At 75.8% G+C, this 19376-nt stretch carries 15 protein-coding genes; 8 read left to right on the top strand and 7 right to left on the bottom strand.

Annotation, left to right across the window (positions count from 1 at the left end):
* Window positions 1–18: 18 nt before the first annotated feature.
* A complete protein-coding gene (locus tag MU522_RS00510) occupies window positions 19–798 on the top strand; it encodes a lysophospholipase (RefSeq protein WP_246991705.1) in 780 nt (259 codons plus the stop codon).
* On the opposite strand, the gene MU522_RS00505 is transcribed toward MU522_RS00510, so the two are convergent.
* On the bottom strand, window positions 786–1793 hold the full coding sequence (locus MU522_RS00505; RefSeq protein ID WP_246991703.1) for an endonuclease/exonuclease/phosphatase family protein: 1008 nt from the start codon (window positions 1791–1793) through the stop codon (window positions 786–788). The two genes, MU522_RS00510 and MU522_RS00505, sit on opposite strands and share 13 nt — an antisense overlap.
* 23 nt (window positions 1794–1816) lie before the next feature.
* Between MU522_RS00505 and MU522_RS00500 the strand changes: the two genes are divergently transcribed.
* Window positions 1817–2686: a PHP domain-containing protein gene (locus tag MU522_RS00500; protein WP_225792763.1), complete on the top strand. Its 870-nt coding sequence runs from the start codon at window positions 1817–1819 to the stop codon at window positions 2684–2686.
* A 433-nt stretch (window positions 2687–3119) separates the two neighbouring features.
* Here MU522_RS00500 and MU522_RS00495 read toward each other — a convergent pair whose 3' ends face one another.
* A complete protein-coding gene (locus MU522_RS00495) occupies window positions 3120–4559 on the bottom strand; it encodes a DEAD/DEAH box helicase (RefSeq protein WP_192575897.1) in 1440 nt (479 codons plus the stop codon).
* 123 nt (window positions 4560–4682) lie between these two features.
* On the opposite strand from MU522_RS00495, the gene MU522_RS00490 reads away from it, so the two are divergent.
* Window positions 4683–5405: a ferritin-like fold-containing protein gene (locus MU522_RS00490; RefSeq protein WP_246991701.1), complete on the top strand. Its 723-nt coding sequence runs from the start codon at window positions 4683–4685 to the stop codon at window positions 5403–5405.
* Between the two features lie 36 nt (window positions 5406–5441).
* Here MU522_RS00490 and MU522_RS00485 read toward each other — a convergent pair whose 3' ends face one another.
* Together MU522_RS00485 and MU522_RS00480 are read right to left on the bottom strand one after the other, a co-directional pair.
* Window positions 5442–5747 (bottom strand): hypothetical protein, encoded by a 306-nt coding sequence (locus tag MU522_RS00485; protein WP_246991699.1) that lies wholly within the window; start codon window positions 5745–5747, stop codon window positions 5442–5444.
* The gene (locus tag MU522_RS00480) at window positions 5747–5965 is read right to left on the bottom strand and encodes a DUF3107 domain-containing protein (RefSeq protein WP_128190749.1); all 219 of its coding nucleotides are present in this window, start codon (window positions 5963–5965) and stop codon (window positions 5747–5749) included. The genes MU522_RS00485 and MU522_RS00480 overlap by 1 nt, the downstream gene beginning before the upstream one ends.
* 113 nt (window positions 5966–6078) lie before the next feature.
* Between MU522_RS00480 and MU522_RS00475 the strand changes: the two genes are divergently transcribed.
* The gene (locus MU522_RS00475; protein ID WP_246991697.1) at window positions 6079–9168 is read left to right on the top strand and encodes a UrvD/REP family ATP-dependent DNA helicase; all 3090 of its coding nucleotides are present in this window, start codon (window positions 6079–6081) and stop codon (window positions 9166–9168) included.
* Window positions 9165–12311, top strand: coding sequence for an ATP-dependent DNA helicase (locus MU522_RS00470; RefSeq protein ID WP_246991695.1), 3147 nt, complete (start codon window positions 9165–9167; stop codon window positions 12309–12311). The genes MU522_RS00475 and MU522_RS00470 overlap by 4 nt, the downstream gene beginning before the upstream one ends.
* Window positions 12312–12322: 11 nt before the next feature.
* Here MU522_RS00470 and MU522_RS00465 read toward each other — a convergent pair whose 3' ends face one another.
* Window positions 12323–13363 carry a phosphotransferase gene (locus MU522_RS00465; RefSeq protein WP_246991694.1) on the bottom strand — a complete coding sequence of 347 codons (1041 nt, stop codon included), beginning with the start codon at window positions 13361–13363 and terminating at the stop codon, window positions 12323–12325.
* A gap of 58 nt (window positions 13364–13421) precedes the next feature.
* Between MU522_RS00465 and nudC the strand changes: the two genes are divergently transcribed.
* Together nudC and MU522_RS00455 are read left to right on the top strand one after the other, a co-directional pair.
* The gene (nudC, locus tag MU522_RS00460; RefSeq protein ID WP_246991693.1) at window positions 13422–14336 is read left to right on the top strand and encodes an NAD(+) diphosphatase; all 915 of its coding nucleotides are present in this window, start codon (window positions 13422–13424) and stop codon (window positions 14334–14336) included.
* A complete protein-coding gene (locus MU522_RS00455) occupies window positions 14303–16042 on the top strand; it encodes an ATP-dependent helicase (protein WP_246991692.1) in 1740 nt (579 codons plus the stop codon). Before nudC ends, MU522_RS00455 begins: the two co-directional genes overlap by 34 nt.
* On the opposite strand, the gene MU522_RS00450 is transcribed toward MU522_RS00455, so the two are convergent.
* Window positions 15969–16676 carry a hypothetical protein gene (locus tag MU522_RS00450; RefSeq protein WP_246991691.1) on the bottom strand — a complete coding sequence of 236 codons (708 nt, stop codon included), beginning with the start codon at window positions 16674–16676 and terminating at the stop codon, window positions 15969–15971. The two genes, MU522_RS00455 and MU522_RS00450, sit on opposite strands and share 74 nt — an antisense overlap.
* Before the next feature lie 67 nt (window positions 16677–16743).
* Window positions 16744–18207, bottom strand: coding sequence for a zinc-dependent metalloprotease (locus tag MU522_RS00445; RefSeq protein ID WP_246991690.1), 1464 nt, complete (start codon window positions 18205–18207; stop codon window positions 16744–16746).
* A 20-nt stretch (window positions 18208–18227) separates the two neighbouring features.
* Here MU522_RS00445 and MU522_RS00440 point away from each other — a divergent pair, with 20 nt between their 5' ends.
* A complete protein-coding gene (locus tag MU522_RS00440; protein ID WP_128188422.1) occupies window positions 18228–19364 on the top strand; it encodes a S16 family serine protease in 1137 nt (378 codons plus the stop codon).
* The last annotated feature ends 12 nt before the right edge of the window (window positions 19365–19376 follow it).

Below are 19376 nucleotides of genomic sequence, written 5' to 3'. Positions count from 1 at the left end.
GCGATCTAGACTGCCCCGATGCGCGTGCCGGCACCGATCGACCTCAGCGGGATCGACCCGATCGCGCCCGAGGAGGTGCGCGTCTGGGCGCGCGACTACGCCTTCGCGGCGCACATGCACGTGCGCTCCGCGCTCGACCCGTCGCCGCCGCGGCTCACAGGGATGCCGGGCGCGCGCGTGCACGCGGTGCTCATCCCCGGCGTCGTCGAGACGTGGCGCTTCATGGAGCCGCTCGCGAAGCGGCTCGTGCACGCCGGGCACGCGGTGCACTTCGTGCCCGACCTCGGCCGCAACCTGCGCCCGGTGCTCGAGTCGGCGCCCGTCGTCGGGGCGGTCGTCGATCGCGTCGCCGCCGCCCACCCGCACGCGCGCATCGTGCTCGTCGGCCACTCGAAGGGCGGCCTGATCGGCAAGCGCGTGCTCGTCGACCGCGCGCTCGACGCGGCCCAGGCGCAGCCGGCCGGGCTCGTGGCGCTCGCCACGCCGTTCGCCGGCTCGTCGCGCGCCAGGCTGCTGCCCGGCGGCTACATCCGCGAGTTCGACCCGTCGAACGCGATGCTCGCCGCGCTCGCGGCCGAGCGCAGCGCCGACGCCCGCATCCGCGTCGTGCTGCCGCGCATCGACCCGCACGTGCCGCAGAACCGCGTGCCCGACGGCATGCGCGGCGTGCGCCTCGAGGCCGCCGGGCACTTCCGGCCGCTCGCGACCCGGGAGGCGGCGGATGCGGTGCTCGCGGCGATCGCGGAGCTCACGGGCGAGCCGGCCGCGTCGCCCGCGTCCCCGGCTCAGCCGCGGTAGCGCAGCTGCACGAGCACCGGCCGGTGGTCGGTGCCCACGTCGTCGAGCCCCGTCAGCACGCGTGCGGCGACCGGCTCCCAGTCGGGCGTCGCCACCACGTGGTCGATCTGCGCGCCCAGCCACGGCGGCGCCCACGTCGGCCACGAGCCGACCGCACCCGCGCCCACGGCGCTCGCGGCGTCGCGGCACGTGCCGAGGTCGCCGTCGTCGGTGCGCGTCGACCACCAGTGGTCGAGGGTCGAGTTGAAGTCGCCGGCCATCACGACCGAGTCGGAGCCGTCGCACAAGCCCGCGACGAAGTCGAGGTCGGCGCGCCAGTTGCGCATCTGCTGCGGCACCGGTGCGACCGGATGGGCCGACACGAGCACCGGCCCGTCGCCGTCGTCGGGCCGCGCCACGACGGTCGGCAGCGTGCGCGTGCCGCCGACCGTCAGGTCGGTCGTGTACTCGCCGAGGGCGGCCGAGATGAGCAGCGTCGTGTTGAGCGCGCCGTAGCTGGGGGAGTAGTCGGTGGTGTGCACCCAGAACGGGTTGGCGCGCGCGCCGAGCAGCTCGGCCACCTCGACGCCCAGCGGCAGCGTCGTCTCGGGCAGCATCACCGCATCCGCCCCCGTCTCGTCGATGACGCGCGCGATCTCCTCGGCGCCGGGCTCGTCGCCGAGGGTGTTCCAGGTGAGCACGATGAGGTCGTCGGAGGCGCGGTCGAGCACCTGCCCGTCGTCGAGGCCGCGCGAGGCGTGGATGCCGCCCGAGACGAGCGCGAACACGAGCAGCATCGACACGACGCCGAGCACGAAGGGCCGCACGCGCCGCCAGCCGACGAAGGCGAGCGCGACGACCGCGAGCACGAGCGCGATGCCGATGACGCCCACCCGCATCGACACGACCTGCGCCACGACCGGCGCCTGCTCGAGCCCGAGCGCCTGCGGCCACGCGGCCACCGCGAGGCACGCGGCGATCACGAGGGCGAGCAGCCAGCCGAGGATCACGAGCATCACGGCGAGCGTAGTCTTCCAGGGTGGAGCACGACTGGGAGGGCATCGGCCCCATCGACCTGCACGCGCACTCGCGCGAGTCGGACGGCACGGATGCGCCGGGCGACGTCGTGCGGGCGGCCGCGGCGGCCGGCCTCGGTGCCGTCGCCCTCACCGACCACGACACGGTCGCAGGCTGGGCCGAGGCCGCGGTCGCGGCGATCGAGAGCGGCATCGTGCTCATCCCTGGCGTCGAGTTCTCGGCGCAGATCGGGCCGGCGAGCGTGCACGTGCTCGGCTACCTGCTCGACCCGGAGGCGGAGGCGTTCATCGGCGAGCGCGAGCGCATCCGGCTCGAGCGCGTCGAGCGGGCCGAGCGCATGGTGCACGCGATCGGCCAGGACTACCCGCTGACGTGGCAGCACGTCGAGGAGCACTCCGCGCCCGGCGCCACGATCGGCCGCCCCCACATCGCCGACGCGCTCGTCACGCTCGGCATCGTCGCCGACCGGTCGGCCGCGTTCGAGGGCATCCTGCACTGGCAGGGCGGCTACTACCAGCCGCACCACGCGCCGGCGCCCGAGGAGGCGATCGGCATCATCAAGGACGCGGGCGGCGTCGCCGTGCTCGCGCACCCGGCGGCGCGCGGGCGTGCGGTGATGCGGATGGGCTCGCTCGGCGACCTGGTCGGCGCCGGCCTCGACGGCGTCGAGGTGTGGCACCGCGACAACGACGAGCCCTCCCGGCGGCAGCTGCTCGCCGACGCCGAGCGGCTGTCGCTGCTCGTCACGGGCTCGAGCGACTACCACGGCGACGGCAAGCCGAACCGGCTGGGGGAGCACACCACCGACCCCGCGGTGCTCGCCGAGATCGTGCGCCGCGCGACCGGCTGGGCCCCCGTCATCCCCGCCTGACCCCCGCCGCGCCCCGCGCCCCGTCGGCAACGCCACAGGCCGAGTGGCGCCTCCGGCGACCGACTGGCGCCTGCGGGCATCGAGTGGCGCCTCCGGCGATCGAGTGGCGCCTGCGGGGATCGAGTGGCGCCTCCGGCGATCGAGTGGCGCTTCCGGTGAGTGACTGGCGCCTCCGGCGATCGACTGGCGAGAGCGCGCGAACAGTCGGCCGCCGCCGCCCGATCGCGGGAGCCGCCGCTCGATCGCACAAGCCGCCACTCAGTCGCGCGGGGCGCCACTCAGTCGCGCGGGGCGCCACTCGATCGCACAACGCGCCACTCGATCGCGGGAGGCGCCACTCGGGGGAGGCGGGGCGCGGGCGGGGCGCACGACGACGGCCGCCCCGCGGAGTGCGGAGCGGCCGTCGAGCGGATGCGCGGTGCGCGGCGGACGGTCAGGCCTGCGCGGGCGGAGGGGTGGCCGAGCCCGAGCGGCTGCGGCGGCGCCGACGGCGCGCCGGGGCGGCGTTGCCGTCGTGGTGCTCGGTGCCGCCGCCGTCGTGCGTGCCGCGTCCCTCGGGCGCGGGCACCGCATCCGTGGTCCTGGGCTGGCCCTCGCCGCCGGAGCGGCCGCGGCCGCCGCGACGACGGCGCGGGCGGTCGCCCTCGGCGCGCTCGCGGCCGGGCGCCTCGGCGCGCGCGCCGGGCGCGACGCCCTCGCGCTTGGCCTCCTTGTTGGGCGGCGTCGCGTGCAGGCGGCCCTTGACGCCGGCCGGGATGTTGAGGTCGCTGTAGAGGTGCGGGCTCGACGAGTAGGTCTCGACCGGCTCGGGGCGCCCGAACTCGAGCGCGCGGTCGATGAGCGCCCACTTGTGCAGGTCGTCCCAGTCGACGAACGTGACGGCGATGCCGGTGCGGCCGGCGCGGCCGGTGCGGCCGACGCGGTGCAGGTAGGCCTTCTCGTCCTCGGGGATCGTGTGGTTGATGACGTGCGTGATGTCGTCGACGTCGATGCCGCGGGCGGCGACGTCGGTCGCGATGAGCACGTCCTTCTTGCCGGCCTTGAACTGCGCCATGGCGCGCTCGCGCGCCTCCTGGCTCATGTCGCCGTGCACGGCGGCCGCCGAGAAGCCGCGGTCGATGAGCTCCTCGGTGAGCCGCGAGGCGGCGCGCTTCGTGCGCGTGAAGACGACGGCCTTGCCGCGGCCCTCGGCCTGCAGGATGCGGGCGACGACCTCGTCCTTGTCGAGCGAGTGCGCCCGGTAGACGACGTGCTGGATGTTGGCCTGCGCGATGGTCTCGTCGACGTCGGTCGCGCGGATGTGCAGCGGCCGCGACATGAAGCGGCGCGCCAGGGCGACGACCGCGCCCGGCATCGTGGCCGAGAACAGCATCGTGTGCCGCACCGCGGGGGTCTTCGAGAAGATCTTCTCGACGTCGGGGAGGAACCCGAGGTCGAGCATCTTGTCGGCCTCGTCGAGCACCATCTCCTTCACGTTGGAGAGGTCGAGGATGCGCTGCTGCACGAGGTCGAGGAGGCGTCCGGGGGTGCCGACCACGATCTGCGCGCCGGCCTTCAGCTGGTCGATCTGGCCCTCGTAGGCCTTGCCGCCGTAGATGGAGACGACCGTCGTCGGACGGTTGGAGGTGATGAGCTCCATGTCCTCGGTCACCTGCACGGCGAGCTCGCGGGTGGGCACCACGATGAGCGCCTGCACGCCGGCAGCGGGCTCGGCGCCGAGGCGCTGCGCGAGCGGCAGGCCGAACGCGAAGGTCTTGCCGGTGCCGGTCTTCGCCTGGCCGATGATGTCCTGGCCCGACAGCGCGAGCGGGATCGTCTGCGTCTGGATCGGGAAGGGCTCGAGGATGCCGCGGTCGGCGAGGGCCTGGACCATGTCGGCGTCGATGGAGAGGTCTTGGAAGGTCAAGAGAGGGTTCCGCCTGTTCGTCTACTCCGACCAGCGTACCCGGGGGCGTGCGGGCGCGGCCGCATCGCGGCCCTAGACTGCTCGACTGTGGTGAAGTGGTTCGACAGGACGCCGCGCGACGTGACGCGCCAGCTGCTGCGGCATCACCGCGTCCCGGTGGTCGGCGACCGCGTGCTGCTGCAGGACGTGCGGCCCGCGCTCGTGCCGTTCGTCGGCCAGGCGCTCGGCCTCGAGCTCGACCTCGTGGCGAAGGCCGGCCGCGTGCTGGAGCAGGCGCCGTCGCTCGAGACGCAGGTGGCGCTCGCCGACGTGGTGCGCATCCACGCGACGCGCGCGGGGGCGTTCGCGCGCATCCTGGACGGCGAGGGCGTCGAGCCCGAGGAGGCGATGCGGCCGTTCGCCGATGCCACGCGGGACTTCTCGAACCTGGTCGAGGGCGCCGACTGGTACGAGCAGGTGCTCGCGATCCACGTCATCAGCGGGCTGCTCGAGGACTTCTTCGTCGCGATCGTGCCGGGACTGCCCGAGGACGACCAGGACGCCATGCTGCGGGCGCTCCGCGGCGAGAGCGCGCACGGGCACCTCGTGCGCATCCTGCAGGCCGCGATCCACGCGACGCCCCGGCTCTCCGACCGGCTGGCCGTGTGGGGCCGCCGGCTCGTGGGCGACGCGCTGCTGCAGATGTACCTCGCGGTCAACGGGCCCGACGACTCCGGCCGCGCCGTGCCGAGCCAGCCGCGGCTCGAGCCCGCGTTCAACGACATCGTCGCGTCGCACACCCGCCGCATGGACGAGCTGGGCCTCACGGCCTGAGGCCGAGCCCCGCGGCTCAGGCCGGGTTGGTGGGCGTCAGGCCTTGCGGGCCCCGGTGAGCTCTGCGAGGTACGCAGCGTCCGCGCGCTCGCGGCGCTGCGGCAGGACCTTCGGCAGCGCGACCGCGACGACGAGCGCGGCGACGAGGCTGCCGATCCAGGCCCAGCCGTTGTCGGCTGCGGCGCCGAGCATCGCGGCGACCGTCCACACGACGCCGGCGGCGGCGGCGGGCGCGAGCACGTTGAGGAAGAGGCCCACCCACTCGCGGCCCGGCAGCAGGTAGCGGGCCACGAGCCCGATCGCGGCGCCGAACACCATCGGCACGATGACCAGGATGGGCATCAGGCGACGAAGCCGATCTTGCGCGTCGACTCGCTGCCGATCTCGACGTAGGCGATGTTCGCGCTCGGCACGATGTAGCGGCGCCCCTTCGCGTCGTCGAGCGCGAGGTGCCCGGCCTCGAGCGCGGCGAGCACCGCGGACTCGACCTCCTGGGCGGTCTGCGACGAGTCGAATGCGATCTCGCGTGCCGAGTCCTTGATGCCGATGCGGATGTCCATGCTCCCGAGGATAGGCGATCGGATGCGGCCGTCCCGCCGTGTCCGCCGAGGGCGATCACCGCCCTCGCGCGGCGCTCGCGCCGCCTGTGGGCGGCCGCGGATACCGTGGCCGCATGCCCAGCCAGAGCCTGCTCGAGACGAGCGTCGACCTCGACGAGTCCCAGCGCGCCGTGCTCGCGCTGCCCGAGGGCGCATCCGCCATCGTCCTCGGCGTCGCCGGCTCCGGCAAGACCACCGCGCTCGTCGAGCTCGCCGCCGCGCGGCTCGCGGGCGGGCTCGAGCCGTCGGGCCTGCTCGTGGTGGCCGGCTCCCGGCAGGCCGCGACGGCGCTGCGCGACCGGCTCGCGCGACGCACGGCGCGCGTCACGCCCGGGCCGCTCGCGCGCTCGATGCCGTCGTTCGCGCACGCGCTGCTCACGGCCGCGGCGATGGCCGACGAGCGGCCCGCGCCGCAGCTGCTCTCGGGCGCCGAGCAGGACCGCATCATCGCGGCGATGCTCGCCGGCCACGCCGACGACGCGGCCGAGGGCGTCGCGCGCGGGCCGCGCTGGCCCGAGCACCTGCACGCCGAGGTGCGCGAGCAGGCGGGCTTCCGCGCCGAGCTGCGCGAGCTCATGGCGGCGGCCGAGGAGCGCGGCATGGATGCGTCGGCGCTCGCTGCGCGCGCGGCCGAGCGCGGGGTGCCGGAGTGGGCGGCGGCCGCCGAGTTCATGGCCGAGCTCGAGCGGCTCCAGCGGCTCGAGCGGCGGGGCGCCGAGGCCGTGACCGCCGCGTCGCTGCTGCGCCGCGCGGCCGGCGCGATCGCCGAGACCCGGGTGCCGCTGCCGAGCCTCGTGCTCGTCGACGACGCGCAGGAGCTCACCGAAGGCGCGGTCGTCGTGCTCGAGGCGCTCCGCGCGCGCGGCGCCGCGGTCGTCGCCTTCGGCGACCCCGACACGACGACGGGCGGCTTCCGCGGCGCCGACGCCGCGCTGCTCGCGGCCCTGCCCGCGCGGCTCGGGTTCGCGCACGAGCACGGCCACCGGCTCGAGCTCGCGCACGACCACCGCCACGGCGAGACGGTGCGCGCGTTCCTCGCGAGGTCCGCGCAGGGCATCGGCACCGCAGGGGCGGGCACGCACCGGCAGGCCGCGCCGCGCGCCGAGGCGGGCGACGACGTGCTCGAGCTGCACCTCGCCCAGTCGCTCGACGAGCAGGCGCGCCGCATCGCGCGGCTGATCCACGAGCGCCGGGCGCGGGGCGTCGGGTTCGACGAGATCGCGGTGATCGCGCGCACCGGCCGAGCCGCCGCCGAGCTCGGCTCGCTGCTGTCGGCGCTCGAGGTGCCGGTCGCGTCGGGCGGGCCGACGCGCCTGCGCGAGGCCGAGGTCGTCGAGGCGCTCGTGAGCGTGCTCGCCGTCGCCACCGGCCGCCGAGTGCTCGACGCGCAGCTCGCCGAGCAGCTGCTGCGCAGCGATCTGCTCGGCCTCGACGCGCTCGCGGTGCGCCGGCTGAAGCGCGCGCTGCGGCACCGCATCGTCGCTGCCGGCGGCCAGGTGCACGTCGCCGGGGCCGAGCTCGTGCGCGATGCGATCGTCGCCGCCGCGGCGGGCGACGACCAGCAGCTGGAGGGGCTCGCCGCCGCCCGCCAGGGCGCCGCCGGCGCCCGCCGGCTCGCGCGCATGCTCGCCGACGCGCGGGCGCTGCTGACGGCCGACGATCCGGCGGGAGCCGACCGCGTGCTGTGGGCCGCGTGGAGCGCCGCCGGCGTCGCCGAGGCGTGGCGTCGCGCGGCGCTCGCGGGCTCGGGCGTCGAGAGCGCGCTCGCGAACCGGCGGCTCGACGCGGTCGTGGCGCTCTTCGACCAGGTGGCGCGCCTGATCGAGCGGCGGCCCGACGCCGACACCGGCGCCTTCGTCGACGCGTGGCTCGCGTCGAGCGTCGACGACGACTCCCTCGCCGCCCGCGCCGAGGGCGCCCGCGTCGCGATCGGCACCCCCGGCCAGTTCGTCGGGCGCGAGCTCGACACCGTGATCGTCGCCGGGCTGCAGGACGGCGTGTGGCCCAACCTCCGGCCGCGCGGGTCGCTGCTGGGCGCCAACCGGCTCGACGGCGACCCCACCGAGGACGCCCGTGCGGGGGTGCTCCACGACGAGCTGCGCACGTTCGTGAAAGCGGTCTCGACCGCGCGCGCCGCCGTGCTGCTGACGGCGGTCGCGAGCGAGGACGAGCAGCCGTCGCCGTTCGTGCTCGCGGTCGAGCCGGAGCCGGTCCCCGGCGCCGACGACAGCTGGCACTCGCTGCGCTCGCTCGTCGCGAGCCTGCGGCGGAGGGTCGTCGACCGCCGCCCCGACGCCGACCGGGCGGCGGCGGCGCTCCGCCGCCTCGCCGATGCGGGCGTGCCGGGGGCCTCGCCCGCCGAGTGGGCCGGGCTGCTGGCGGTCTCGACGACCGAGCGGCTCGACGCGAGCGAGCAGGTGCGCGTGAGCCCCTCGGCGCTGCAGGGCCTCGTCGAGTGCGAGCTCTCGTGGGTGGTGGGCCGGCTCGCCGGCGGCACCTCCAACCGCGCCGCGGCGCTCGGCACGATCGTGCACGACGCGGTCGAGCGCGTCGACGCGACCGACGCCGCGGCGATCGAGGCGGCCGTCGAGGCGCGCTTCGCCGAGCTCGACCACCCCTCGACGTGGGAGGCGGCGCAGCAGCGCGACGAGGTCGTGCCGATGGCGGGCGCGCTCGCCGGCTACTTCCAGGTGCTGCGCGGCGCCGGCTGGAGGATCGAGCGCGACGAGCGCGAGGCCCGCTTCTCGGTCGAGGTCGGCGGCGCGGTGCTCTCCGGCGCGATCGACTGGATCGAGCACGGGCCGGCGGGCGAGGTGCGCATCGTCGACCTGAAGACGGGCAAGAAGGTGCCGAGCACCGTGCCCGGGCTCGGCAACCTCCAGCTGCGCGCCTACCAGCTCGCCGTCGCGCTCGGCGGCATCGAGGGCATCGAGGCGGGCGCGCAGACGACGGCGCGGCTCGTCATGCCCAAGCTCGCCCGCAAGGAGAAGACGGTCGACTCCGAGCCGTTCGACGAGGTGGCGGATGCGTTCCGCGAGCACCTGCGGACGGCGGTCGAGACCATGGGCGGCGCCACGTTCGTCGCCCGGCCCGAGCTGCACTGCAGCGGCGACTACAGCTTCGGCCAGTGCGCCATCCACGTCATCCCGGAGGTCACCGAGTGATCAGCGCCATCGAGATCACCGAGGCGATCGCTGCCGTGCGGGGCCGCGAGCCGCAGCTGCCGACCGACGAGCAGATCGCGGTCATCGAGGCGCCCGAGGCTCCCACGCTCGTCGTCGCGGGCGCCGGCAGCGGCAAGACGCACACGATGGCGCAGCGCGTGCTGTGGCTCGTCGCGAACGGCTCCGTCGCGCCCGACGAGGTGCTCGGGCTCACGTTCACCCGCAAGGCCGCCGGCGAGCTCGGCGAGCGGCTGCTCGCCGAGCTGCGCGCGCTGGCGCAGGCGGGGCTCGTCGACGCGGAGGTCGCCGCGACGCGCAGGCCCGTCGTGCAGACCTACAACTCCTTCGCGAGCGCGCTGTTCCGCGAGTGGGCGCTGCTCATCGGCCGCGACCCCGAGTCCGAGGTGCTCACCGACCCCGCGGCCTTCCTGCTCGCGCTGCGCGTCGCGCGCGCCTCCGACGACCTGCGGCTCGCGGCGCTCGGCCGCGCCGAGACGATCGCCGACCGCGTCGTGCAGCTCGCCGGCACGCTCGGCGACCACCGCGTCTCGACCGGGGAGCTGCGTCGCGGGCGCTACCCGGAGCGCTTCCGCGCGCTGCTCGAGCTGCCGACCGCCGACGAGCCGAAGGACTTCCGGGCGGCCCACGCGAAGGCGATCGCGCAGGATGTGGAGCGCATCGGTGGACTCGAGCCGCTCGCCGACCTGGTCGACGCGTTCGACGACGCCAAGCGCCGCCGCGGCGCGGTGCAGTTCAGCGACCAGGTGCGGCTCGCGCTCGACGCCGTGAGCGCGCACGCGGGCGCGGTCGACGAGCTGCGCTCGCGCCACCGCGCCGTGCTGCTCGACGAGTTCCAGGACACCTCCGTGCTGCAGCTGCAGCTCATCCACGCGCTCTTCGACGGCTCGCCCGTCATGGCCGTCGGCGACCCGAACCAGGCGATCTACGGCTTCCGCGGCGCGAGCGCCGGCACCCTCGCCCTCTTCGCGCAGCGCTTCCGCGTCGAGCGCACCCTCACGCTCTCGACGAGCTGGCGCAACGACGAGGACGTGCTCGCGCTCGCGCACGCCGTCGCGAGCGAGCTGCCGGAGCAGCCGGGCGTGCCGGTCAAGCGGCTCGAGCCGCGCCGGGGCGCCGGCCCGGGCGACGTCGTCGTGCGCCACCTGCCGACGATCGAGGACGAGTCGCGCGAGCTCGCGGGCTGGCTGCGCTCGCACGGCGCCGGCGTCGCGGGCTCGCCGGTGACGGGCGCGGTGCTCGTGCGCTCCCACTCGCAGGGCGTCGAGCTCACGCGCGCGCTCCGTGCCGAGGGCATCCGCGTTTTCCGTTCCGGCGGCGGCGGGCTGCTCGACGAGCCGGAGGTCGTCGACCTCGTCGCCGCGCTCCGCGTGCTCGGCCGGCCGGAGGAGGGCTCGAGCCTCGTGCGGCTGCTGGCCGGCAGCCGCTGGCGCGTCGGCGTCGCCGACCTCGCGGCGCTGCAGCGCCACGCCGCCGCGCTCGCGAAGCGCGGCCTGAGCGACGACCAGCGCAGCGCCGACCGCGGTGCGATCGCGCCGGAGGCCCATGTGTCGATCGTCGACGCGCTCGATGCGCTCGTCGACGACCCGCGCCTCGACGGCGCGACCGAGGTCGGGATCGCGCGCATGCGCGAGGCCGGGTCGCTGCTGCGCGAGTTGCGCCGACGCGCCGGCATGCCGCTCGCCGAGCTCGTGCGCAGCGTCGAGCAGGCGCTGCGGCTCGACATCGAGGTGGCGGCGAAGCGCCACCACGCCCACGGCGCGCTCGACGCGTTCGGTCGCGAGGTGCAGGCGTTCGCCGCCGCCGACGAGCGCGGCTCGCTCGAGGCCTTCCTCACCTACCTCGACGTGCTCGAGTCGGGCCGCGGGCCCGATGTGCCCGAGCCCGAGCCGGAGCCCGGCTGGGTGCAGGTGCTCACCATGCACGCGTCGAAGGGGCTCGAGTGGGACGTCGTGGCCCTGCCGCGGCTCGCGGCCGCGAAGCAGGACGACCAGCCGCTCGGCTGGCTCACGCACGCGACGCTGCCCTACCCGCTGCGCGGCGACGTCGCCCTGCTGCCGCACCTCGAGTGGCAGGGGCACGCGACGCAGCACGACTACGCGCTCGCGCGCGAGCGCTTCCTCGGGCAGCTCTGGGAGCACTACCAGTCCGAGGAGGACCGGCTCGCCTACGTCGGCGTCACGCGCGCCCGCCGCGCGCTGTGGCTCTCGGGCGCGCAGTGGTACGGCATGGCGCGCACGCCCGCGAAGCCCAAGCGCCTGCTCGAGCTCTCGGCCCGCGCCATGCGCGCCGAGCTGCTCGAGCAGCCCGAGAAGGGCGCCGAGAACCCGCTCGGCGACCGCAGCCCCTCGCTCGCGTGGCCGGTCGATCCGCTCGGCGCCCGGCGCGCCGCGGTCGAGGCGGCCGCGGCGAGCGTCGAGGCGGCGGATGCGTCGACGCCGACCCCGTGGGACGAGGCGATCGAGCTGCTGCTCGCCGACCGCGGCGCGACCGAGCTCACCCTCCCGACCCGCATCGCCGCATCCGGCTTCAAGGACTGGGCGGCCGACCCCGTCGCGGTCGCCCGCCAGATCGCACGCCCCATGCCGCAGCAGCCGTTCGCCGCGACGCGCCTGGGCACGCTGTTCCACGGCTGGGTCGAGCGGCGCGGGAGCGCCGTCGGCCTCGGCGACGCGATCGACGACGAGGCCCTCGATGAGGAGCTCGTCGGCATCGACGCCGAGCGCCTCGACCGGCTGAAGCGCACGTTCGCGGCCTCGCCCTACGGCGACCGCGCGCCGGCCGAGACCGAGATCGAGATCCACCTGCCGCTCGCGGGCACGACCGTCGTCTGCAAGATCGACGCCGTCTACCGCGACGGCGACCGCGCGACCGTCGTCGACTGGAAGACCGGCGCCCTCCCGAAGGGCGCGGCCGACCTCGAGGCGAGGCAGCTGCAGCTCGCGCTGTACCGCGCGGCCTACGCGGCGCACGCCGGGCTCGACCCCGAGCAGGTCGACGCCGAGCTCTACTTCGTCGAGCACGACCGCGTCGTGCGGCCCGAGCGCATCGAGTCGCTCGCCGAGCTCGAGGCCCGCTGGCTGCGGGCGCAGCAGGCGGTGGCGGAGGCCTCGGCGCTCGCCTGAGCGCCGTCCCGCTAAGGTCGGTCGCCGTCCGCGCGGTCGGGCGCCCCGGGCACGTCGCCCGTGGCGGCGGGCGACTCGCCGAGGTACTCCTGCACCCCGGTGAGGTCCATGGTCTCGAGCCGCTGCGGGGCGATCGCGGCGCCCGGATCGCGGTCGACGCGGGCGACGAGGCCGGCGAGCATGCCCTTCGCGTCGTCGACGATCGACTCGTCGCCCTTCGCGACGCCGTGCAGCAGCCAGCGGGCGATGTCGAGCTCCGCGTGCAGCATCGCGCGCTGGCGCACCTGCCGGTCGCCGATGCCGCGCGCGGCGGCGTGCGCGTCGAACGCCTCGTCGACGCTGCCGAACTCCGTCGAGCCGAGCAGGAACGCGAGATCGCGCGCGGGGTCGCCCACCGAGAGCGCGTGCCAGCCGTCGAGCCCCACGACGCGCGCGCCCTCCACGCGGAAGGCGGGCGCCTGCAGGTCGCCGTGCACGAGCGTCGGCTTGAACTGCCACAGGCGGTCGTCGCCGAGCGCGCCCTCCCAGCGCTCGAGCAGCGCCGCGGGCACCGCACCGGTCGCGGCGGCGCGGTCGAACGTGTCGAGCAGCTGCTGGCGGAGCGCCGGCGCGCCCTCGTGCGGGAGCCCGGCGTCGGCGGCGACCGACGTCGGCAGCTCGTGGATCGCGGCGATCGCCTGGCCGACGGCGGCGGCGAGCCCGGGGCGCGCGGGGGAGAGGTCGCCGAGCCGCATGACCTCGCCGCCGAGCCGCGTGAGCACGAACAGCCGGGACCGGCCGGCGTCGACGGTGCCGAGCACCGACGGCACCTCGAACGGCAGGCGCGAGCGGGTCGCGAGCGTCAGGGCCGCGAGGGCGGCCGCGTGCTCCTCGGCGGAGCGCAGCGCCGCCACGGAGCGGGGGAGCACGACCTGGACGGTCTCGCCGTCCGCGAGCCGCGCGGCGACGACCGAGCGGTGCTCGTCCGAGCCGTCCTCCGAGGCGCCCACGACGTCCAGGCCCTCGACGGCGGTGGTGGCGAGCGCGGCTAGAGTGAAGGGGTTCGTGCTCATGGATGCCAGGCTAGGCCGACCTCGACCCGAGGCGGACGCGCCACGCGACGGAGGTGACGTGCAGGTTCCCCCGCTCGCCCGATCGGGCCTCGATCGCGACCACGCGACCCGCATCGCGGACGACGCGGTCGATCGCGCGCTCGAGGACCCCTCGACGCGGATCGTCGCGATCGCCGGCGATCGCGCGCCCGTGCGCGACGGCCGGCTCGTGCGCCTCGCCCACCACGAGCTGCCGGATGCCGTGGTGCGCGTCGAGCCGCACGTGCCGCTCAGCTGGCTCGGCAGGCTGCGCCCGCTCCCGGACGGCACGCCGGGCGGGGCGGTGCTGAGCCTGCTCGTGGCCGAGCCGTTCGAGGTCGAGGGCGCCGAGTGGCGGTCGCTGCGCGAGGTCGGGGCCGACCTCGACGACGCCGACGCCGGCGTGCTCGTGCAGGCGGTCGCGCTCGGCGTCTGGCAGCGCGAGAGCCACCACAGCCCGGTCGACGGCAGTGCCGCGGCGTTCGAGGAGTCGGGCTGGGTCCGGCGCGACGGCGGCGGCGGCGCGCACTTCCCGCGCACCGATCCCGCGGTGATCGTGGCGATCCACGACCCCGCCGACGAGCGCATCCTGCTCGGCCACAACGCGGCGTGGCCAGAGGGGCGGTACTCGCTCATCGCCGGCTTCGTCGATCCCGGCGAGTCGCTCGAGGCGGCGGTCGTGCGCGAGGTGCTCGAGGAGACGGGCCTGCGCGTCGAGCGTCCCCGCTACCTCGGCTCGCAGCCGTGGCCGTTCCCCCGCAGCCTCATGATCGGCTTCGAGTGCGTCGCGCCCGATCCGAGCACGATCGTGCCCGACGGCGTCGAGATCCTCGACGTGCGGTGGTTCACCCGCGACGAGCTGCGCGCGGGCGCGGTGCAGCTGCCCGGCCGTACCTCCATCGCCTCCTGGATCCTCGACGCGTGGCTCGCCCGGCAGCCGGGCTCGGCGCGGTGACCGCGGGCGCGAAGCCCGACGCCGACCGCATCCTCGCCGGTCTCGACGAGCAGCAGCGGCTGGCGGCGACCACGCTCGGCGGCCCCGTCGCGATCCTCGCCGGCGCCGGCACGGGCAAGACGCGCGCGATCACGCACCGCATCGCCTACGCGGTCGCGACCGGCGACCAGGTCGAGCACGCCTCGCTCGCGCTCACCTTCACGAGCCGCGCCGCGGGCGAGATGCGCACGCGCCTCGCGCGCCTCGGCGCCGGCGGCGTGCAGGCGCGCACCTTCCACGCCGCCGCGCTCGCGCAGCTGTCGCACTTCTGGCCGCGCATCACCGGCTCGCGCATGCCGCAGCTGCTGCCGCAGAAGGCGAAGCTGCTCGCCGACGCCGCCGCGCAGCTGCGGCTGCGGCTGCCGACGGCGCAGCTGCGCGACGCCGCGGGCGAGATCGAGTGGCGCAAGTCGCAGGCGATGACGATGGAGGACTACGGGTTGCAGGCGCGCATCCGCCCCATGCCGACGGGCGTCGACGCCGAGACGATGATCGACCTGCACATGGCGTACGAGCGCGTGAAGGACGAGCGCCGGCAGATCGACTTCGAGGACGTGCTGCTCGCGACCACCGGCATGCTCGAGCGCGAGCCCGTCGTCGCCGACGAGGTGCGCTCGCGCTACCGGCACTTCACCGTCGACGAGTACCAGGACGTCTCGCCCATGCAGCAGCAGCTGCTCGCCGCGTGGCTCGGCGACCGCCGCGACGTCTGCGTCGTCGGCGACCCGAGCCAGACCATCTACTCGTTCGCCGGCGCCGACCCGGCGAGCCTGTCGCGCTTCGTGCACGACAACCCCGACGCCGAGGTGGTGCGGCTCGAGCGCTCCTACCGCTCCACGGCCGCGATCGTCGGCTGCGCCAACCGGCTGATGCGCGGCCGCGACGCGCTCACGCTCACCGCCGCGTCGGGGGAGCACGGACTCGAGCCCGCGGTCGCGGTGCACGGCAACGACACCGCCGAGGCGGCGGCGATCGCGGCCGCATGCCGCGCGCAGGTCGACGCGGGCGCCGACCCCGGCAGCATCGCCGTGCTCACGCGCTTCCACGCGCAGTCGGGCCTCATCGAGCAGGCGCTCGCCGGCGTCGGCCTGTCGTCGACGGTGCGCGGCTCGGTGCGCTTCTTCGAGCTGCCCGTCATCAAGCGCGCCGTCATGATGCTGCGGAGCGCCCCTGCCGACGGCCGGCCGGTCTTCCAGGCGGTCACCGACATCGTGATGGGGCTCGGCTACCGGGCGGAGCCGCCCGCCACGCACGGCGAGGAGCGCTCGCAGTGGGATGCGCTGCACGCGCTCGTCACGCTCGCGGAGGAGGCGGGCGGCACCGACCTGCCCGCGTTCGCCGCCGACCTGCAGCGCCGGGCCCAGACCGAGCACGAACCGACGGTCGCGGCCGTCACGATCGCCACGATCCACGCGGCGAAGGGCCTCGAGTGGCAGCACGTGCACGTTTGCGGCCTCGCCGAGGGGCTCCTGCCGATCTCGCACGCGACGACGCTCGCCGAGATCGACGAGGAGCGCCGGCTCCTCTACGTCGCCATCACCCGTGCGCAGCGCAGCCTGTCGCTGACGTGGGCGCAGCACTCGGGGCACGCCGTCAGGCAGCCATCCCGGTTCCTCGCCGAGCTGCGTGCGGGCAGGCCCGCGGCCGCGGGCGGCGCAGCGCGCTGACCGCGCCGTCGCGCTGCGCGATCCGGGCGCCCCACCCCGCCGGCAGGCCGCCCGCCTCGAGCCGCCGCAGCGCGTCCAGCACCGTCACGACGGTCTGCGCGGCGGCGCTCGGGCTCGGCACGGGCACGAGATGGCCGGGCACGAGCGCATCGTCGACCGGCGCGCACGCCGAGCAGCCGGCGCCGCCCGGCACGTAGGGGCCGACCTGCACCCACGCGTCGCCGACGACGACGGGCAGGTGCGCGACGCCGGCGTCGAGCAGCCGCTCCTGCTCGCGCGGCGGCAGGCGCCACGCGGCGACCGGGATCACGAGCCCGTCGTCGGCGGCCGGGTGCCCCGCGGCGCGCACCGCGCGGTGCACGTCGAGGGCGAGCCGGATGCGCCCGCGCACGCGGGCGGGCAGGCGCGGCGCGGTCTCGAGGAGCGCGGGCGCGAGCCGCTCGAGCAGCGCCCCGGCCGGCTCGTCGCCGAGCAGCTGCTCGAGCTCGCGGCGCACGACGCCCCGCGTCAGCAGGGCGACGCCGCGCAGCGTCGGCTCGTCGGCGTCGAGCTCGACGACCGGCTGCTGCGCGCCGATCGCGATCCGGTCGGGGGAGGTGCGGAAGACGGCGAGGTGCGGATCGAGTCGGAGCATGGCGGCATGGTGCGCCAGCAGCCGCGATCGCGTCGGCGGCTCTCCACAGGCGCGTCGGCGCCCCGGCTCAGGCCCGGGTCGGCCCGCCGTCCGCGTCGCCGTCGGGCTCGGGCTCGTCGGCGCCGGGCTCCTCGGCGCCGGCCTCGTCGGCGCTGGCCTCCTCGGCAGCGGGCTCGCCGCCGTCGGCCGGCTCGGACCCCGCCGCGGGCTCCGCCGCGTCGCGCTCGGCGTCGTCGAGCAGCTCCTGCAGCGCGAGGTCCATCTCATCGAGCTCGCCCGCGCCCTGCAGGCGGGCGATCACGCGCGAGGGGTCGTCGATGTCGGCCGAGCCGGGCATGAGGTCGGGCTGGTCCCAGAGCGAGTCGCGCACCTGCGGCCCCACCGCATCCGTCACCGCGCGCCAGAACGCCGCAGCCTCGCGCAGCCTGCGCGGGCGGATCTCGAGGCCGACGAGCGTGCCGAACGCCTTCTCGGCCGGCCCGCCCGAGGCGCGGCGGCGCCGCACGGTCTCGGCGATCGCGTCGCGCCGCGGCAGTCGCTGCGTCGCCGACTCGGTGACGGCGTCGACCCAGCCCTCGATGAGCGCGATCGTCGTCTCGAGCCGCGCGAGCGTCTCGACCTGCTCGTCGGTCTTCGGCGGGATGAGCGCGCCGCTCTGCAGCGCCTGCCGCAGCTCCTCGGGGTTGGTGGGGTCGAAGGTCTCGGCGAGCTCCTCGAGGCGGTCGACGTCGATGCGGATGCCCTCGGCGTACTCGCGCACGGAGGAGAGCACGTGCAGCCGCAGCCAGCGCGCGTGGTGGAACAGGCGCGCGTGGGCGAGCTCGCGCACGGCCATCCAGATGCGCACCTGGTCCTCGGGGATCTCGAGCCCCTCCGCGGCGGTGCGCAGGTTCACGGGGAGCAGCGCGCCGTGCCCCTCGAGCAGCGGGAAGCCGAAGTCGCCGCCCGCGACGGTCTCGCGCGCGAGCTGTCCCACGACCGTGCCCAGCTGCATCGCGAACATCGTGCCGCCCACGTTGCGCAGGATGCGCTCGGCGCCCGCGAGCATCTCCTGCGCCTCCTCCGGCGCGTGCTCCTGCATGGCGCGCGTGAGGGCGCTCGCGATGCTGTTGGCGACCGGCTCGCTCATCTCCTGCCAGACGGGCATCGTGGCGTCGACCCACTGCTGGCGCGAGAGCAGCTGCAGCTCGGTCGCGGCCACGCCGATGTCGGTCGTCTCGCCGAGCCACAGGGCGGCGAGGTCGGCGGCCTGGCGCACGGCGTCGCGCTCGGCGCTCGTGACGGAGCCGGGGTCGCGCTGCACGGCGGCGGACGCCTGCCGCGTGGCGGCCGACCAGTCGATGCCGTCCTCCGTGCGCGAGAGCGCCGCCTGCAGCTGCGCCATGAGCGCCTGCAGCTGCGCGGGGTCGGCGGGCATGCCCGCCGCGCCCGCGAGGCGGGCCGGGTCGATGGGCCCCTCGCCCGAGAGGAAGCGCTGCAGCATCTCTCGCAGCTCCTCCTCAGGGCGGCGGTCGTCGGAGTCCTCAGGCATGCGACTACGCTAGCCCCGTCATGTCTGAACCCGCCGGGATCGCGCCCCTGACGCCCTCCGCCGTCCGCGAACAGCACGCGCGTCCGCGCTTCCCCGACATCCGCCCGAGGCGCCTCCGGCGCATCGGCTGGGTCGGCCTCGCGGCCGCCGGCGCCGCCTCGCTCGCGCTCGCGTTCGTGCCGTCGCCCTACGTGGTCGAGGTGCCGGGGCCGACGTTCGACACCCTGGGCGAGACGGATGCGGGACCGCTCATCTCCATCGAGGGCGTCGAGACCTACCCCACGGAGGGCGAGCTGCGGCTGCTCACCGTCTCGCTCTTCGGCAACCCCGAGCGGCCGCTGACGTGGGTCGACGTCGCCGAGGCATACCTCGACCCCTCCGACTCGATCATCCCGATGGACGCGGCGTTCCCGCCCGACGTGTCGGTGCAGGACTCGAACGAGGCCGGCCGCATCGAGATGCAGAACTCGCAGGCAGCCGCGATCGCGGCCGCGCTGCTGCACGAGGGCTACCCGGTCGACAGCGACGTGCGCGTCGCGGGCGTCATCGACGGCTCGCCCGCCGAGGGCGTCCTGCGCGAGGACGACCGCATCCTGCGGGTCAACGGCGACACCGCCTACGACGTGTGGTCGATCCGCGAGTCGATCGCCGCCGTGGACGGCGCGACGTCGTTCGAGATCGAGCGCGACGGCGAGCCGCTGACGGTCGAGGTGACGCCGCTCGTGGAGGGCGACCAGCGGCTCGTGGGCATCTACCCGGCCAACGAGTTCGAGTTCCCCTTCGAGGTCGACATCCAGCTGCCCAACGTGGGCGGGCCGAGCGCCGGCATGATGTTCGCGCTCGGCATCGTCGACGAGCTGACGCCGGGCGCGCTCACCGCGGGCACGCAGTGGGCGGGCACGGGCACCATCTCGGCGCTCGGCGACGTGGGCGGCATCGGCGGCATCGTGCAGAAGATGCACGGCGCGGTCGACGCGGGCGCGACGCACTTCCTGGCGCCGGCGGACAACTGCGGCGAGGTCGTCGGGCACGTGCCGGAGGGGCTCACCGTGTACGCCGTCGAGACGCTCGACGACGCGATCGCCGCCGTCGAGGCGGTGGCGATGAACGCCGACACCTCGGGGCTGCCGGTCTGCGGAGCCGCACCGGCCTCATAGGCTCGGCGGATA

It is taken from the genome of Agrococcus sp. SCSIO52902 (assembly GCF_022983135.1).
Taxonomy (GTDB): domain Bacteria; phylum Actinomycetota; class Actinomycetes; order Actinomycetales; family Microbacteriaceae; genus Agrococcus; species Agrococcus sediminis.
Note: the sequence above shows the minus strand (reverse complement) of the source record. Positions and strands in the feature narration are given on the sequence as shown.

Excerpts from the sequence above, each read along its gene's own strand:
- MU522_RS00510 (WP_246991705.1), top strand. The coding sequence starts at position 19 with ATGCGCGTGCCGGCACCGATCGACCTCAGCGGGATCGACCCGATCGCG.
- MU522_RS00505 (WP_246991703.1), bottom strand. The coding sequence starts at position 1,793 with ATGCTCGTGATCCTCGGCTGGCTGCTCGCCCTCGTGATCGCCGCGTGC.
- MU522_RS00495 (WP_192575897.1), bottom strand. The coding sequence starts at position 4,559 with ATGGTCCAGGCCCTCGCCGACCGCGGCATCCTCGAGCCCTTCCCGATC.
- MU522_RS00485 (WP_246991699.1), bottom strand. The coding sequence starts at position 5,747 with ATGCCCATCCTGGTCATCGTGCCGATGGTGTTCGGCGCCGCGATCGGG.
- MU522_RS00480 (WP_128190749.1), bottom strand. The coding sequence starts at position 5,965 with ATGGACATCCGCATCGGCATCAAGGACTCGGCACGCGAGATCGCATTC.
- MU522_RS00475 (WP_246991697.1), top strand. The coding sequence starts at position 6,079 with ATGCCCAGCCAGAGCCTGCTCGAGACGAGCGTCGACCTCGACGAGTCC.
- MU522_RS00465 (WP_246991694.1), bottom strand. The coding sequence starts at position 13,363 with ATGAGCACGAACCCCTTCACTCTAGCCGCGCTCGCCACCACCGCCGTC.
- MU522_RS00450 (WP_246991691.1), bottom strand. The coding sequence starts at position 16,676 with ATGCTCCGACTCGATCCGCACCTCGCCGTCTTCCGCACCTCCCCCGAC.
- MU522_RS00445 (WP_246991690.1), bottom strand. The coding sequence starts at position 18,207 with ATGCCTGAGGACTCCGACGACCGCCGCCCTGAGGAGGAGCTGCGAGAG.
- MU522_RS00440 (WP_128188422.1), top strand. The coding sequence starts at position 18,228 with ATGTCTGAACCCGCCGGGATCGCGCCCCTGACGCCCTCCGCCGTCCGC.